A 14,758-nucleotide genomic window follows, 5' to 3' on the forward strand; every position below is an offset into this window, starting at 1 on the left:
CATACGTATGCGTATCCGTTTGCGTATCCGTGTCGCACCCTAACGCGGCCGGGTGATCGCCCCGGCGTCAACGGGCCTGGTGGTGGGCCGGTAGCATGGGGGCACGGCGGACGAGCCGGCCGGGCGGCCGCGTGGGACCCTTCAGGGGGTCTCCCGAGGAACGTCCGGGCTCCACACGGCAGGGTGGTGGGTAACGCCCACCCGGGGTGACCCGCGGGACAGTGCCACAGAAAACAGACCGCCGGGGATCTTCGGATTCCCGGTAAGGGTGAAACGGTGGTGTAAGAGACCACCAGCGCCTGGGGTGACCCAGGCGGCTAGGTAAACCCCACCCGGAGCAAGGTCAAGAGGGGCGGTCGCTTCACGGCGGCGGCCCTGCGCGGACGATCGAGGGCAGCCTGCCCGAGTCCGCGGGTAGACCGCACGAGCCTGTCGGCAACGGCAGGCCTAGATGGATGGCCGCCGCCGCGGCTCCCGCAAGGGACCGCGCGCACAGAACCCGGCGTACAGGCCGACTCGTCCGCCTCTAACCCCCTCTGACCTGCGAAAACAGGCTCGGAGGGGGCTTCTTTTTGGGCCCTGGGGAGAATCTGGGGAGAATCCGCCGGAGCGCTCTGCATCCCGGCCTGCGTCTGCACCGCCGCGCGGACGGCGAACGCCAGCAGCGAGCCGAGGGCAGCCATGCCCCGTGCCCCGGACTTCGGCATGAAGTGCACGTAGGTCCGCAGCGTGAACGCCGGGTCGCTGTGACCGAGCCAAGCCGCGAGCTGGACGATCGTCTCGCCGGCCGCCAGGACGATCGACGCGAAGGTGTGGCGGAGACCGTGGAAGCCGTCCTCGCGCGGCATGGACCACTTCACGCGCCTCAGTGGCGGACGACCGGGCCGCGGGACGATGGTGATCTCCGGCTCCGGAATCACACCGGCCGCGACGAGGGCCGGCTTCCAGTGCTTCGCGTCGAACGTGGACCGGTTGATCGCGCCCCCGCTCTTCCCGCCGGTCCGTGTGGTGGTGACCAGCAGGCGCACCGTGACCAGCGGTCGTTTGTCCCACGGCAGGTTCGGCCGGTCCGGGTCGACCCACGGCAGCGTGACCTCCACCGTGCCGAACTCGGCGACGTGCGCGTTGACGGCCTTGGTGAGTTCGGGCGGACAGGGCGCCTCACGGGTCTTGTTGCCCTTCGGCGGGGCGAACGCGAGCTTGCCCTCGATCTTGACGATCTGCCGCGTCACTTGGATCACCTCGCCGTCCATGTCGTCCGGGGAGAAGCCGAACGCTTCGCCCTGCCGGAGCCCTGAGCCGACGGAGAGGTCCACGAGCACGCGGTACCTGCCGGCAAGGGCTTTCCGCACCGCCGTGACCGTTTCGAGCGGCCACGCCTTTGTCTTGCTCTCCGGCTCCTTCGGTGGCTTCAGGTCCGGGTCACGAAAGGGGTTCGCGCCGATGCGCTTCGCCTTGTGTGCGGCCTGCATGATGCTGGAGAAGTGGCGCCACGTCGTCCGCAGCGTGTTGACGTCGATGTCCTCCTCGGCTCGGGTCTGCCACTCCTTGACCTCGTCGAAACCAATCTGGTTCAGCATCAAGTGGCCGACGTGCGGGAGTATGTGCTTGAAGACGCGGGGCCGCATCGACTCCTTTGTCCCCGGCGGCACGCGAAGGGTCGGCCACCACTTCTCCTCGACGTACCACCGGAGCGCGACATTTCCGTCGCGCGGGTCGATGAAGGTGCCGCGGGTGCTGTCGGTCTGCGAAGTGGAAAGCCAAGTCTTGGCGTCTTCAAGGAGGTTGAAGGAGCAGTCCGCGACGCCGGGTATACCGGCCACCTTGTAACGCTTTCCTGTGCCGTAGCGGGCAGTCCGTTTGCGCTTTCCGGTGGCCGGGTCCTTCTTCTTGGTCAGCCAGCGATCCTCAATGTATCCAGGCATTCAAGTTCGTTTCTGTAAAGGCGGAGCCGCACACGAAGCATGTGCTCGGTGACTTGCAGCTCCTGCGCTGCTTCCTCATAGGAGTGCGCCCAGCGCATCGCCGCCTCAAGGGCAGCGGTAGAGATCAGCCGACGGGCCGCGGCCTCATCGGCGCGGCGCTCCTGTCGACGACCCCACGTCCGGGCGGAGGGGTGCTCAATCCCGCGACAGTCGACGTCACCGCGCTGCGCGTGCTCCAGCTCGTGAGCGAGCGCGCAACGCTCCTGGGCGGTCGTAAGGCGGTTGGCGACGATGATCAGGCGACGGGACGGCACCCACCATGCCCACGAGTCGGAAAGCTCAGCGTGCCGAATGTGCAAGCCGAGTTCTTCGGCCCGCTCCCAAGGAGAGTAGGGCTCGCCGCCGGTCTCCGGCACACGGGCACACACGGGGCCGACCAGTGAAAGCCGCGCGAAGCGGCCTTTCCGATCGAAGGCATGGGTCATCGTTCGTCCCCCATTTCAAGCGAGAAGTAGCTATCTGATCATGAATGGCTACACAGATACGTGCAAGTGGCATTCATGGTGGTAGCTGCTTGAAGCGGGGTATGTCTGGAACGGGGTTGTTACAGGTTTTCGTCGTCAAACCGGCGGATGGCTTCTTCCACCGCGTGACGGTCGCTCTCGGGTCCGCCGTCGCCCTTGGGCGAGTGGGCGACCGCTTCGAAGTGTTCTTGCGTCAACCTGGGGCGCTCCGACTGCGCCCGGATGGTGGCAGCGAACAGCCTCTGAGTGGCCGCCTCGAAATCCGCAATCGCCTGCGGCGGGGCCCCGTGCTGTTGGCACGCCATTTGGAACTTCAGTGCGCCGTACATGGCTTGGGACACCTGGTCCAGGTTCGGCTGCACCTCTACGACCGGGACGGTCGGCGCGGGGGCAGGGTTGCCCGACAGGATGTCGTCGATGCAGCTGGGCGCCCAGTCCAGGGCGCCTGCGATGGATGTCAGGGTGTACGGTCGCCGGCCTTTCGGGGCCACGCCCTTCTCGGCGTTCTTCACGCTGCCTGCGGATACGCCCGCCCGGTCGGCGAGCTGCTGCTGGCTCAGGCCCTGACGTTCCCGTTCCTGCCGCAGGGCGGTGCCGAGTCGCTGCCAGCGCTCGTTTGACTCGTTCACGATCCTTGCCCCGTCGTTGGCCCGTGGTTTCCCTGGTCATAGTCAAGGTACGTCCCCTCTATCTGGATCTGCAACGCATGGGAACGCGCTGCAACGCCATGGAACGCCAACGAGCCAACGATGTCAATCGAATGACTTTGATCGCTTGTTTCGTTGCACTTCGTTGTCTAAGTTGATGACGCGGGGAGCAACAAGGTCCCCCGCTAAACCCAGGGGGGTTTTGTGATCACTGGTGCCGTCATCGGCTCATCCGCGGCCCGGGGGGACGTCATCCGGCCCGCCGTGCTGCGCACCGCGCAGGCTGCCGCGTACCTCGGCGTTGCCGTCCCCACCCTGCGCACCTGGCGCCACCGCCGCCGCGGCCCCAAGTCCTTCCGCATGGAGGGTCACGTCGTCTACCGGCTCGCCGAGCTTGATGCCTACCTGGACGCGTGCGAGGCGGCCGACTCCCGATCCAACCCCGAGTTGAATCCGCTCAACCGGGCGCCGCGACCGAAGCGCGACCGGTCCGGTCGCAGGGCAGATGACCGGTGCGCGGCATGAGTGCCTGGATCATCATCGGATTCCTGCTCGTAGGCGGCGCGACCGTGGCATGGCTGCTCCACGTCGAAGGTGTACCGGGCCGCCGGAGGGGCCGGCACCGCGGCGGTGACGTCCGATGACCGCACCATCGGCGGCCGTTCACGTTGCAGAGTTCCGTGCCGAGCGCCGAGCGAACCGACTCTTGCAGCGCATCCGCGCCGCGGCTAGCCGTGACCAACTCCGGTTGGTGCAGGCGCTGATCCTCGACCACGGCCTGACGCAGCCAGAGTTCTCCGCGAACGACTTCCGCGACCTGCTCCCGGACCTGCAGCACGGGCTGCTCGGCGCCGCGGTGCGCGGCCTGGCCGCGTCCGGCGCGATCACCGCCACCGGCCGGACGGCGCCGAGCACGTCGCCGGCGACGCACGGCCACCGCATCAGCGTCTACCGCATCACCGCGGCGCCGGAGGAGACGGCACCCGCGGCGTGAACGCGCCCGCCCGGCGACCAGGGTCGGCGGGCCGCGTGCAGTCAGTCAGTACCAGGGGAGGGAATAGAAACATGTGGGCGCGGCTGGACGATGGCTTCCACTCACACCCGAAGATCATCAGGGCGGGCAATGCCGCCGCCGGTCTGCTCGTGCGAGTGATCTCGTATGCGGGGCAGCACCTGACGGACGGCGTCGTCCCGGGCGCGGTCGTGCGTGAGTACGGGACCGCCCCGCAGATCCGCAAGCTGTCCGCCGTCGGACTGCTGCACGTCGCCGGGCACGAGTGCGCGCGCTGCCCGCAGCCGGACCCGGGCGACTACCTCGTCCACGACTTCCTCGACACCAACCCCTCCCGGGCCCGCGTCAACGCCGACCGCGAGCGCGCCGCGGAGCGCCAACGGGAAGCACGAGCGGCGAAATCCGCCGCCGCTTCGGGCACGAAGCGCACGCGATCCACATCCGATTCACGCCCGAAGCGCACGCGAAACGACGCTGAATCGACCCCGGGTTTTCCGGCGGCGCCGCAGGTCAAGGGGGCGCGTCACACCGGACGCCTCGCGGGCGCGCACGCTGACCCGACCCGTCCCGACCCGAGTTCTATCCCTGACGGGATAGAACAGTCCCCCCTTCACCCCCCACAGCGCACAGCGACCGGGCCGGAGGCGGCCGGCGTCCCCGCCTTCGCGCAGACCCTTGCCGATCAGCTCACCGCGGCCGGATGTCACGTGGGATGGCGGACCGACAGCGGCGACCGAGATGCACTCCGCCGACACCTCGACCGCATCCCCGCCGACCGGCTCGTGGACGCCGCACGCCGCGCATGGAACCCCGCCAACCCGCCAAGGACCATCCGCTACCTGCTGAAGGTCTGGGACGCCCTGCCCGACACCCCCGCCGACGCGCCCGCCGCACCCACCCCCGGCCCCGTCGTGGAACGGCACCAAGCCGCCGCGGACGACCAGTTCGCCCGAGCCATGGAACGCGCCCGCGCCCGCATGGCCGCCGAAGACGCAGCCGAGACCGACGCACAGAAAGCCCTGATCGCGTGACCCCTGAAGAAACGGTTGCCCTGACCCGCTACGTCCGCGCCATCTGCCCCGGCCAGCGCTTCGACGAGTACACCCCCGACGCCTGGCACGACGTCCTCGCCCCCTACAGCCTCGCCGACGCCCGCGCCGCCGTCGTCGCCCTCGTGGACAGTGGCAAAGCCTTCGTGGCCGTCGGCGAGATCACGGCCAAGGTGCGCGAGCTACGCGCCGGCCGCTCCCGCCACATCCACGGACCCGGGCAGCCACCGGAGATCCCCGACGCCGACCCCGACGACATCCCCGCCTACCTCGCCGCCGTCCGGGCGCAGCGCATCCGCGCGGCCGACCCCACCGCCCGCCGCCGTCCCCTGGCCGAACTCCTCGCCGCCACCGGCCGCCACATCCCGAAGGAATCCCGCCTTGCTCCCCTTCAAAATCAGTCCACCGCCCTACGTCCCCCGCAGCGATGACTACCGCGTGCCCTGCACGACCGCCCCTGAGCTGTTCTTTTCCCCCGACCAGCAGGAACGGCCCGATGAGCACGCCGAACGCATAGCCGCGGCAAAGCGCATCTGCTCCGGCTGCACGATCCGTGCCACGTGCGGCGCTTGGGCCCTTGAGAACCGGGAGTGGGGCATCTGGGGCGGCCACACCGAGGCAGAACACGGATACCGCCCCACCACCCGCCGTCTGATCACTCACACGAAGGCCGCCGCCGCATGACACGGGACACCGCGAGCACCATCACGGACGCCCGCCTGGACGACCTGTACGACCGCCTCGCCACCGCCGCCCACATCGCCGACACCCTCCTCAGCACCACTCGTCGGCACACGGAGATCGTCGCCGCCCTCCGCGCCCTGTGCGCCGGCGAGATCACCCCCGACGACGCCATAGCCCAGGCCGCTGCCTGACGGGCCACGACAAGGAGACGCACCCCATGACGGAGACCAACCGCCCTGCGTGCACCATCTGTCACCGCCCCCTGTGGGCCGACGAATGGCACCGATATGCCTGCCGCCCCTGCGAGCGACGCATATCGGAACACCTTGACCAGCTTCCGGACCTGATGCACGACATGCACGGCCTGCTGGCCCCCGGGTCCGGCCACGCACCCGACGGGCCGCGCATCCGCTCCAGCACCGAACCCCCGGCCCCGATCCGCCTCGACATCCTCGACCGCATCACCGCCGCCACAGCCACGCTGGACAGCTGGCTCGCCGACTGGCACGACCACCTCGAATGGGCAGCCCCCACGTACCGTGCAGACCCGCTCACCGAGGCCGCCGCCGCACTGCGTGCCAACCTCCCCTGGGCCGTCGAAAAGCACGCTGCCGTGGGCGACTTCGCTCGGGACATCGCCGAGTTGCACAGCGACGCAACGGGCCTCCTCGACCCCGCCCGTCGCGCCCGTCGCATCGGCCACTGCCCCGCCCCCGCGACCGATGACCCCACGCAGGCGTGCGGTGCCGTCCTGCGCTACGTCCCCGGGGCAACCACGGTCACGTGCCGGTGGTGCGGAACGGTCTGGGACGCCATCGACCTGGGTGCCGCCCTGGCCCTAGCTGTCTGACCAGCACGGGTGTTTGGGGTTTCCCTCCGACCGTGTCACACTCAATCGCAGCACCCCCCGTATGTCCGCATACCGGTGCGAAAGCCAGAAAGCCCCTTCGGCCCCTCCCCCCGGGCCGGAGGGGCTTTCGCGTATCGAGGCGGTGGCAGACGCACGTGTCCCCAACTACCCCCGTCATCTGCGACACCGTCGCCGCCGCCGCTTACGTCAAGGTCACGCCCGCAACGGTCCGTCAGTGGATACGCCGCGGCCACGTCCAACGGACCGGATACGACACCGCCGGCCGGGCCCTGGTCGACCTTCGCGAAGTCCGCTCCTACCTAACCCAGCGGAACGCCACGGCAGCGTGAGCGCCCGGACGAAAGGTCGCGTCGTGTCCCAACTGGCCCTGATCGACGCTGCCTCCGTAATCACCGGGCGTGGCCTGCCGGGCATACAGCCCTTCTCCGTCCTCCGGACAGACCTAGGCAGTGTCCGACGGGTCTGGTGACGGAGCGGTGTCCCAGTCGTTGCGACTCCTGTGGGGCGGGGTGATCTATCCGACGCGGAGTGGGCCCGGCTGAAGCCGCACCTGCCTCGGAACGTTGGGCGGGGCGGGCGGTGGAAGAGCCACCGCAAGGTGATCAACGGCATCCTCTTCCGCCAGCGGACCGGCGTCCCGTGGCGTGATCTGCCACCACGGTTCGGGAAGTGGAAAACGGTGTACGACCGGCATCGACGCTGGTCAGCGGACGGCACCTGGGACAGGCTCCTGCGAGCCGTCCAGGCCGACGCTGACGCAGAGGGCCGGATCGACTGGACCATGGTCGGTGTTGACTCGACTGTCGTGCGTGTCCACCAGCACGCGGCCGGCGCCCGCAAGCACACCCCGAGACTCCAGGGCAAGCGAACCCACCCAGAGCGGCACCAGCCGGACGAAGCCCTGGGGCGCTCCCGGGGTGGTCTGACGACGAAGATCCACCTGGCCAGTGAGGGCGGGCGACGCCCGCTCGCCTTGCTGCTCCCCCCGAGACAGTGGGGTGACGGGCCGCAGATGACCGATGTCCTCGACCGCATCCGCGTGCCCCGCCCAGGCGGAGGCCACCCCCGCACCCGCCCCGAATGCTTGAGCGCCGACAAAGCGTATTCGTCCCGCCGCAACCGCCGCTACCTGCGCCGACGCCGGATCCGGCACGTCATTCCCGAGCGCCGCGACCAGCGGGCCCACCGCCGCAACCGCGGCAGCACGGGCGGCAGACCCACCGGCTTCAACCGGGACCAGTACGCACGCAGGAACGAAGTCGAACGCACCGTCAACGCCCTCAAAGGGAACCGGGCCGTAGCCACCAGGTTCGACAAGCGCGCCTACGTCTTCCAGGGCACGATCACGCTCGCCGCGATCCGGCTCTGGCTACGCCCCTGACCTGCCTGACGTCCCGGCTGCTCAGCACACCACGTCGGGATCAGCGGCTGCGGAGCAAGTCCTTGGAGCTGGCGCCGGCCTTTACGAGGAGGACACTGAGGCCTTCGCTGGCTTTGCTGAGGAGGCCGGTGACGCCGTCGTCTGCGGCCTGAGCGGGAGTAGCCAGCGCGATGCTGGCCAGCGCGAGAAGGGCAATTGCCGCAGTAGCGGCGACCATCCGGCGAACACGGGTCATGACATGCCTCCCAAGGACTGTGTGCGTTGGCGCATGGGCTAGTCGACTAGCAGCATTCCCCGCCCATGCCCGTGCACAGGGCATCATAGAGGCGCACGGAAGCCCCCAGGAGCGCATGAGAACCACCACGGGCCTGCATTCGACGCCGTAACAGACCCGTCAGACAGGCCCTAGGCCCGTGGCGTGACCGCCGCCGCGCCTGGGAAGACCTCGGGCTCCACAGCCGACGAGGGCGGGAGCACGTCACCACCTACAACACGGCCGACCCGTTCGGCCGGCAGATGGCCGCGGTCAACGCTGGCCTCTCTACCTTCGACCCGGTCCTCGACGAAGCCTCGTACTCGTGGTACTGCCCGGAAGGCGGGGCGATCCTCGACCCCTTCGCCGGCGGCTCCGTGCGCGGTCTCGTCGCGGCCAACGGCGGTTACCAGTACACCGGCGTCGACCTGTCCCCCGTGCAGGTCGACGCCAATGAGGAAGCCGCTGCCGACTGGCGAGCCCGTGACCTACTTGCCGCCGAACCCCGATGGATTCACGGCGATGCGCTCGAAGAACTCCCCGAACTGCCGACGGCACACGCGGACTATGTCTTCACCTGCCCGCCGTATCACGACCTGGAGCGGTACAGCGATCACCCGGCTGACCTGTCCACCATGAGATGGCACGAGTTCGCCACGGCGTACAGCGCGATCATCGCGGAGACCGTCCGCTGCCTGGCGCCAAACCGATTCGCCACCTGGGTTGTGGGTGAAGTGCGCGGCAGCACCGGACACCTGCGCGGTTTGGTCCCGCTGACCATCGCCGCCCACGAAGCCGCAGGCGCCCGCCTGCACAACGACGCCATCCTCGTCAACGCGCTCGGCACCGTCCCCATGCGGCTCGGCGCCCAGTGGCGCGCGTCCCGCAAGCACGGCCGCCACCACCAATACGTCCTGACCTTCGTCAAGGGTGACCCCCGGAAGGCCACGGCCGCACTCCCATCCCTGTGACCCCACCGTCCCGCCCGCACGCGGGGACGGTCAGGTCCCGCCACGGAGGCCCCCTGCCGGGGGTAAGCCGGTTCGACTCCGGCCGGGACCACCGGGGAGTCCGCACCGCCCACTAGTAACCGGTCCTCGCTCCCGCTGCCGAGGACGAGCCGAACGGGGTTGCAAGCCCGTGCGGACTCCCCATGCCCGCCTGACCCAAGGGAGAGGTGCGCAGCTACTGCGCTGCGGTTATGCCGCAGAGATCCCGGTTCGAACCCGGGGGCGGGCACCACCTTCACCGTTACTGACCTGCCCGGAGGTGACGCCCTCTGCCCTGGCACACCAGCAACCGGGCCGCCCGCCTGCCGGGGAACTGGTCGTTGATCCGCACCCGCGTCCTCACCCGCGACCCGGTGTGCCGCATCTGCGGCGTTCGCCCGTCGACGCAGGTCGACCACATCAAAGCCATGACCGACGACCACCGCGACCGGGCCCTACAGGGCGTATGCGGCCCCTGCCACGCCCAGAAGAGCGCGGCAGAGGGCGCCGCCGGCCGTGCCCGCCGCCCCGGCCGTCGCCGCCCCGACGACCCTCACCCCGGCAGCCTCGATCACCCTGAGTGACGGTCCCGCCGTCAGGCCCTGGGGGGTGTCCCCCTCCCCGGCTCCGACCCAGGGCGATGGGCAATGCACCTCCATTCCTGTACGGGTTTCCGAGCCCGTGAACGGTGGCCCTTGACCACGTTGCCCGTGCATCACGCATCCTGCCGCTACTCAGGGTGGCCTGCCGAGGTCGTGAGGCAACGTGCGGGAACCGCCTGCCACGACGAGTAGCCCGTCCTCCCTGGACGGCCGACCGGGGAGTCAGCAGGCGGTCTCCCGCCCCCTTCTTTGTCCGAGCACACGAGTAGCCGGAGGTGATCGCGTGGGCGCCCGAGGGCCCGTACCGAAACGGTCGACCGAACGACGTCGCCGCAACAAGGACGGTGGCGAGCCGGTACGCGCAGCGCTGGCACCGGGCACGGCCGAGTGGCCGGAGCCGGACGCCGGTTGGCACGCCATCGCTCGTGACTGGTACTGCTCCCTGGCCGCCTCAGGACAGGCGCAGTTCTACGAGCCGTCCGACGTGGCCACGGCCCGGTACGTCGCCGAAGCCATGAGCCGCAACCTCGCCGCCGGACGGTTCTCCGCCCAGCTCTTCGCCGCCGTCTCCTCCGCCATGACGGAACTCCTCACCACCGAGGGTGCCCGCCGTCGAGTCCGTATCGAACTGGAGCGGGAGCCGGCCGGGCAGGAGGCCCCCGCCGGCGTTACCGCGATCGCCCACTACCGGGCGGCGCTCGGCGCCTGACCTCCGCGCCTTCGGGGGGTGGTCACCGCGACTGCCTCCGTTGCTGAGGAAGACCTTCCGCCGGACGTCATCGAGCCCGTGGCCCTCGGGCCGACATGGAAGCGCGACGAGTCCGGGCGGTTCGTGCTGCCGGAGCTCTCGTTGGGCTGGCACGTCCTGTCGTGGACGGCCCAGTACCTCCAGCACTCCGCAGGCCAGCCGTGGCGGTACACACCGGAGCAGGCCCGGTTCACGCTCTGGTACTACGCGATCGACCCGGTGACGGGCCGCTTCCTGTACCGGGACGCGGTCTTCCAGCGGCTGAAGGGCCACGGTAAGGACCCCCTTGCCGCGACCTACGCCGCTACCGAGTTCGTCGGGCCGTGTCGCCTGTCGGGACAGCTAGCTGGCCCCGGTCATCCGTCAGGCGTACCGGAGGGGCAGCCGCTCGGGCAGCCCCACCCGGAAGCCTGGGTGCAGCTGGCCGCGGTCACTCAGTCGCAGACGCGCAACACCATGACGATCTTCCCCTCGCTCTTCAGCCTGAGGGCCGTCGAAGAGTTCTCAATCGACCTTGGCAAAGAGGTCATTTACGCGCACAAGGGCCGGGCGCGGATCGAGGCAGTCACCTCTTCACCGCGCGCCTTGGAAGGGGCCAGGGCATCCTGGAGCTTGATCAACGAACCGCATCACTGGCTCGCCACGAACTCGGGCCATGAGATGGCGGCCGTCATCGAGCGCAACGCCACCAAATCCGCAGACGGCAGCGCCCGCACGCTTGCGATCACCAACAGCTATGAACCGGGCGAGGACAGCGTCGCCGAGCGGACGCGGGAGGCGTGGGAGGCCGCGCAGGCCGGCCGCGCCGTCGACACCGGCCTCCTCTACGACTCCCTGGAGGCACCGCCCGGCGCGAAGCTGAACGCCGCGTGGGCGCCGAAGGTGATCGAGGCCGTGCGCGGCGACGCCACCTGGTTGGACATCGACCGCATCGTGGCCTCGATCCTGGACGTCCGGAACCCGGCCAGCCGGTCCCGGCGGTTTTGGTACAACCAAGTCGTGGCCGCCGAGGACGCGTGGCTGGCCCCGTATGAATGGGACGCCTGCGCCCGCCCCGACCTGGCCCTGTCCGACGGGGACGAGATCGTCGTGTTCCTCGACTGCTCCAAGAGCGACGACGCCACCGGCCTGGTGGCCTGCCGTATGTCCGACGGCCACGTGGGCACGCTCGGAGTCTGGCAGCGCCCGCCGCAGGTCGACGTGTGGAACGTGCCGCGCGAGGAGGTCGACGGCATCGTGGACGCCACGTTCGCCCGCTTCCGGGTGCTGGCGTTCTTCGCCGACCCCGGCACCGGAGAAGACCAGGACGACGGGCGCCGCTACTGGGACCGCTTCATCGACGCGTGGGCGGAACGTTACGGCGCCCGCCTCCTGGTCCACGCCACGACGACCGGCACCCGCCGGCACGCCGTCGAATGGGACATGGGCGGCGACCGGCGCCGCCAGGAGGAATTCACCGCCGCCGTAGAGCGCACCCACGTGGACATCCTGGAACGCCAGCTGACGCACGACGGCCACAAGGTCGCACGCACCCACGTCCGCAACGCACGCCGCCGCGTGAACGCCTTCGGGGTCACGATCGGCAAGGAACACCGCGCATCCTCCCGGAAGATCGACCTCGCCGTGTGCATGGTCGGTGCCCGCATGCTCCGCCGCCTGGTCATCAACAGCCCGAAGTACGGAAAGCGCCCCCGGGCGCGCGGTAAGGGACGCGTGATCGTCCTCGGATAGAGCAAGGGAGGTCCGCCTCCCTTGTCCACGCCTGCCCTGCCCTCCCTGTCCCTCACGGAGTCCGAGGACATCACGCTCTCCCGGCTGTGCGCCGCGGTCGCCGAGGACACGTGGCGCCTCCACACGCTGGACACGTACTTCACGGGCCTGTCCCGCATGGCGAATCTCGGTATCGCCGTACCGCCGGCGCTCCAGGCCATCCGCACCGTCACGGGCTGGCCCCGCATCATCGTGGACGCCCTGGACGAGCGCCTGGACATCGACGCCGTCCGGTGCCCGCAGGACCCCGGGGCAGAGGAGATGGCGGGCGCCATCTGGGCGGCCAACGACCTGGCCGTGGAATCGCAGCTCGCGCACCAGGACGCGCTGGTCTACGGCCGCTCGTACCTCGCGGTCGGGGTGGACGACTTCGGCGATCCGCTGGTGTCGGTGGAGTCGCCGCAGCACATGACCGTGGACTACGACGCCAGGACCCGCACCATCCGCGCCGCCCTGCGCCTGATCACCGCCGGCTCGCAGCGCTCCGCCACCCTCTACCTCCCCGACCAGACCGTCTACCTGGAAGGTTCCGGGACCGGCTGGACCGTGGCTGACCGGCAGCCTCACAGCCTCGGCGTGGTCCCCGTGATCCGCCTCGCCAACCGGCAGCGCATCGCCGACCGGCGCGGTTCCTCGGAGATCACCGAGGAAGTGCGCGCCCTGACCGACGCCGCGTGCCGAACTCTCCTCGGCCAAGAGGTCGCTCGAGAATTTTTCGCTGCCCCGCAACGGTACGTACTGGGCGCGTCGGAGGGCTCGTTCCAGGGCCCGGACGGCACGCAGCGGAGCGCGTGGGAGACCTACATCGGCCGGTACCTCGCGCTGGAGCGCGACGAGGATGGCGCCGTTCCCGAAGTGGGGCAGTTCCCCGCCTACGACCCGGCCGTCTACGGCCGCATTGTCGACACTTACGCGCGGCTGGTCGCCGGCGTGACCGCCCTACCCGCCCACATGCTGGGGTACACCACCGACAACCCCGCGTCCGCCGAGGCCATCCGCAGCGCCGAGGCCCGCCTGATCAAAAAGGCCGAACGCCGTCAGCGGTCGTTCGCCGGGCCCTGGTCGCGCGCCATGCGCCTCGCCCTCCAGCTCACCGGGACTACCGGTTCCGTGCCCGTGGTCGAGATGCAGTGGCGGGATGCGGCCACCCCGACCGTGGCAGCCCAGGCCGACGCGACCACCAAGTTGGTGGCCGCCGGGGTGCTGCCCGCGGATTCGGAGGTCACCCTGGAGCGGGCCGGTATCGACCGGGCGCAGCGTGAGCGCATCGCCGTCGAGCGCCTCCGCAGCGCGGGCCGTGACGTCCTCGACAACCTCGCCGACACCCTCGGCGCGGCCCCGGAGGGCGCCAGCCTCCGGGATGCGGCATGACGTCCCTCCGGGCGCTGGCCCTGGTCCACCGGCGCCGCCAAGCCGCGCTGCTGCGGCTGATGAACGCTGAGTTCGAGTCCGGGTGGCGCCGGTACGAAGCGGGCTCCGCCGGACCTGAGACCGAAAAGGCGTGGACGGCCGTCGTCGCCCGCCTGGTCCGTAAGTACGGGACGGCGTCGGCGACGCTGGCCGCGGACTACTACGACCACGCCCGCCGCACCGCCGGCCACCACACTCCTTTCACCGTCCCGGTTGCCGAGCCCCCGCCCCTGGACCAGATCACAGCCTCCCGCCGCTGGTCGGCCAATCAGACCCGGAAGGCCGCCGACCGCGCCGCAGCCAAAGCCCTTGCCGACGGCGGGAGCGAGGCCGACGCCGAACATGCCCGCCAGGACCCCGAACTCCGGCGTCAGGCCCGGGACCGGGAAGCCGCCTCCGCCCAGCGTCTCGCCGCTCTTCCCGGCCGCCGTACCATCGAACGCGCTGCCCGGAAAGACCCGGCCGCCCTCGGCTGGGCCCGCGTCACCGAAGGACCGTGCTGCGCTTTCTGCGCGGTCCTGATCATTCGCGGGCCCGTCTACGCCGACCAGCGCACCGCCGAGACCAAGAACGGCGGCGACCCGTACCACGACCGGTGCGACTGCCACGCCGAACCCGTATTCAAGGGGCGGACGTGGGAGCCGACACCCGAGGCCGTCGAGTGGGAAGCGCTCTACAACAGCGCCACCCGCGGCACTTACAGCGAAGAGACGATGCGGGCCTTCCGGCGCGCGTTCAACGAGGCACCAGGCCCGGCCCGGCCCCGCCGCCCATAACGGCCGAAGCGAGAATACCGACCGGTGCTGGTGGGCGACGTACTGCCGCGCCAACCTCCCAGTGCGGCAACGCGCCCCGCTGACCGGGAATCGCCCTGGTGCGGGCGGGAAAATATC

Annotated in this window: 19 protein-coding genes, 1 tRNA gene and 1 other RNA gene; 18 read left to right on the forward strand and 3 right to left on the reverse strand. The window is 70.0% G+C overall.

The genetic code is table 11. The features are described 5' to 3' along the window. Nucleotides 1-111 precede the first annotated feature (111 nt). An RNA gene (gene rnpB, locus AB0E98_RS01135) (RNase P RNA component class A) lies at nt 112-523 on the forward strand. Nucleotides 524-1,089: 566 nt separating this feature from the next. Then, nucleotides 1,090-1,830, forward strand: a complete 741-nt coding sequence (locus tag AB0E98_RS01140) for a hypothetical protein (RefSeq protein ID WP_361697228.1) — start codon at nt 1,090-1,092, stop codon at nt 1,828-1,830. A gap of 64 nt (nt 1,831-1,894) precedes the next feature. Here AB0E98_RS01140 and AB0E98_RS01145 read toward each other — a convergent pair whose 3' ends face one another. Further along, nucleotides 1,895-2,410: an ImmA/IrrE family metallo-endopeptidase gene (locus AB0E98_RS01145; RefSeq protein WP_361697230.1), complete on the reverse strand. Its 516-nt coding sequence runs from the start codon at nt 2,408-2,410 to the stop codon at nt 1,895-1,897. Nucleotides 2,411-2,529: 119 nt separating this feature from the next. Beyond that, nucleotides 2,530-3,078: a helix-turn-helix transcriptional regulator gene (locus AB0E98_RS01150; RefSeq protein ID WP_361697232.1), complete on the reverse strand. Its 549-nt coding sequence runs from the start codon at nt 3,076-3,078 to the stop codon at nt 2,530-2,532. A gap of 222 nt (nt 3,079-3,300) precedes the next feature. On the opposite strand from AB0E98_RS01150, the gene AB0E98_RS01155 reads away from it, so the two are divergent. From AB0E98_RS01155 to AB0E98_RS01195, 9 genes are all read left to right on the forward strand, one after another. Continuing rightward, nucleotides 3,301-3,621: a helix-turn-helix domain-containing protein gene (locus AB0E98_RS01155; RefSeq protein WP_361697234.1), complete on the forward strand. Its 321-nt coding sequence runs from the start codon at nt 3,301-3,303 to the stop codon at nt 3,619-3,621. 115 nt (nt 3,622-3,736) lie between these two features. After that, nucleotides 3,737-4,090 carry a hypothetical protein gene (locus AB0E98_RS01160; protein WP_361697236.1) on the forward strand — a complete coding sequence of 118 codons (354 nt, stop codon included), beginning with the start codon at nt 3,737-3,739 and terminating at the stop codon, nt 4,088-4,090. Between the two features lie 71 nt (nt 4,091-4,161). Next, a complete protein-coding gene (locus AB0E98_RS01165) occupies nt 4,162-5,139 on the forward strand; it encodes a mucin-2 (RefSeq protein ID WP_361697238.1) in 978 nt (325 codons plus the stop codon). Beyond that, entirely contained in the window at nt 5,136-5,588 is a 453-nt protein-coding gene (locus AB0E98_RS01170) for a hypothetical protein (RefSeq protein ID WP_361697240.1), read from the forward strand. Before AB0E98_RS01165 ends, AB0E98_RS01170 begins: the two co-directional genes overlap by 4 nt. A 7-nt stretch (nt 5,589-5,595) precedes the next feature. After that, entirely contained in the window at nt 5,596-5,841 is a 246-nt protein-coding gene (locus AB0E98_RS01175; RefSeq protein WP_361697242.1) for a WhiB family transcriptional regulator, read from the forward strand. Next, entirely contained in the window at nt 5,838-6,032 is a 195-nt protein-coding gene (locus AB0E98_RS01180) for a hypothetical protein (RefSeq protein WP_361697244.1), read from the forward strand. The genes AB0E98_RS01175 and AB0E98_RS01180 overlap by 4 nt, the downstream gene beginning before the upstream one ends. Nucleotides 6,033-6,058: 26 nt before the next feature. Then, on the forward strand, nt 6,059-6,691 hold the full coding sequence (locus AB0E98_RS01185) for a hypothetical protein (protein ID WP_361697246.1): 633 nt from the start codon (nt 6,059-6,061) through the stop codon (nt 6,689-6,691). 155 nt (nt 6,692-6,846) lie between these two features. Next, nucleotides 6,847-7,041 carry a hypothetical protein gene (locus tag AB0E98_RS01190; protein WP_361697248.1) on the forward strand — a complete coding sequence of 65 codons (195 nt, stop codon included), beginning with the start codon at nt 6,847-6,849 and terminating at the stop codon, nt 7,039-7,041. Nucleotides 7,042-7,211: 170 nt separating this feature from the next. Then, entirely contained in the window at nt 7,212-8,093 is an 882-nt protein-coding gene (locus AB0E98_RS01195) for an IS5 family transposase (RefSeq protein ID WP_361697250.1), read from the forward strand. Between the two features lie 40 nt (nt 8,094-8,133). On the opposite strand, the gene AB0E98_RS01200 is transcribed toward AB0E98_RS01195, so the two are convergent. Continuing rightward, nucleotides 8,134-8,328, reverse strand: a complete 195-nt coding sequence (locus tag AB0E98_RS01200) for a hypothetical protein (protein WP_361697252.1) — start codon at nt 8,326-8,328, stop codon at nt 8,134-8,136. A gap of 281 nt (nt 8,329-8,609) precedes the next feature. Between AB0E98_RS01200 and AB0E98_RS01205 the strand changes: the two genes are divergently transcribed. The 7 genes from AB0E98_RS01205 (at nt 8,610) to AB0E98_RS01235 (ending at nt 14,641) form a co-directional block, all read left to right on the forward strand. Next, the gene (locus AB0E98_RS01205; RefSeq protein ID WP_361697254.1) at nt 8,610-9,317 is read left to right on the forward strand and encodes a class I SAM-dependent methyltransferase; all 708 of its coding nucleotides are present in this window, start codon (nt 8,610-8,612) and stop codon (nt 9,315-9,317) included. Between the two features lie 184 nt (nt 9,318-9,501). Continuing rightward, nucleotides 9,502-9,588, forward strand: a tRNA-OTHER gene (locus AB0E98_RS01210). An 88-nt stretch (nt 9,589-9,676) separates the two neighbouring features. Then, nucleotides 9,677-9,919 (forward strand): HNH endonuclease signature motif containing protein, encoded by a 243-nt coding sequence (locus tag AB0E98_RS01215; protein ID WP_361697256.1) that lies wholly within the window; start codon nt 9,677-9,679, stop codon nt 9,917-9,919. Nucleotides 9,920-10,220: 301 nt separating this feature from the next. Next, on the forward strand, nt 10,221-10,646 hold the full coding sequence (locus AB0E98_RS01220) for a hypothetical protein (protein WP_361697258.1): 426 nt from the start codon (nt 10,221-10,223) through the stop codon (nt 10,644-10,646). Between the two features lie 18 nt (nt 10,647-10,664). Next, nucleotides 10,665-12,416 (forward strand): terminase, encoded by a 1,752-nt coding sequence (locus AB0E98_RS01225; protein WP_361697260.1) that lies wholly within the window; start codon nt 10,665-10,667, stop codon nt 12,414-12,416. Between the two features lie 21 nt (nt 12,417-12,437). Further along, nucleotides 12,438-13,826, forward strand: coding sequence for a phage portal protein (locus tag AB0E98_RS01230; protein ID WP_361697263.1), 1,389 nt, complete (start codon nt 12,438-12,440; stop codon nt 13,824-13,826). Beyond that, the gene (locus AB0E98_RS01235) at nt 13,823-14,641 is read left to right on the forward strand and encodes a hypothetical protein (protein WP_361697266.1); all 819 of its coding nucleotides are present in this window, start codon (nt 13,823-13,825) and stop codon (nt 14,639-14,641) included. Before AB0E98_RS01230 ends, AB0E98_RS01235 begins: the two co-directional genes overlap by 4 nt. The last annotated feature ends 117 nt before the right edge of the window (nt 14,642-14,758 follow it).

This window comes from Streptomyces sp. NPDC037389, assembly GCF_040636475.1.
In the GTDB taxonomy this organism is placed as follows: Bacteria; Actinomycetota; Actinomycetes; order Streptomycetales; family Streptomycetaceae; genus Streptomyces; species Streptomyces hesseae.

Coding starts and splice junctions, on each gene's coding strand:
- AB0E98_RS01200 (WP_361697252.1), bottom strand. CDS start 8,328: ATGACCCGTGTTCGCCGGATGGTCGCCGCTACTGCGGCAATTGCCCTT.
- AB0E98_RS01160 (WP_361697236.1), top strand. CDS start 3,737: ATGACCGCACCATCGGCGGCCGTTCACGTTGCAGAGTTCCGTGCCGAG.
- AB0E98_RS01205 (WP_361697254.1), top strand. CDS start 8,610: ATGGCCGCGGTCAACGCTGGCCTCTCTACCTTCGACCCGGTCCTCGAC.
- AB0E98_RS01235 (WP_361697266.1), top strand. CDS start 13,823: ATGACGTCCCTCCGGGCGCTGGCCCTGGTCCACCGGCGCCGCCAAGCC.
- AB0E98_RS01165 (WP_361697238.1), top strand. CDS start 4,162: ATGTGGGCGCGGCTGGACGATGGCTTCCACTCACACCCGAAGATCATC.
- AB0E98_RS01185 (WP_361697246.1), top strand. CDS start 6,059: ATGACGGAGACCAACCGCCCTGCGTGCACCATCTGTCACCGCCCCCTG.
- AB0E98_RS01145 (WP_361697230.1), bottom strand. CDS start 2,410: ATGACCCATGCCTTCGATCGGAAAGGCCGCTTCGCGCGGCTTTCACTG.
- AB0E98_RS01180 (WP_361697244.1), top strand. CDS start 5,838: ATGACACGGGACACCGCGAGCACCATCACGGACGCCCGCCTGGACGAC.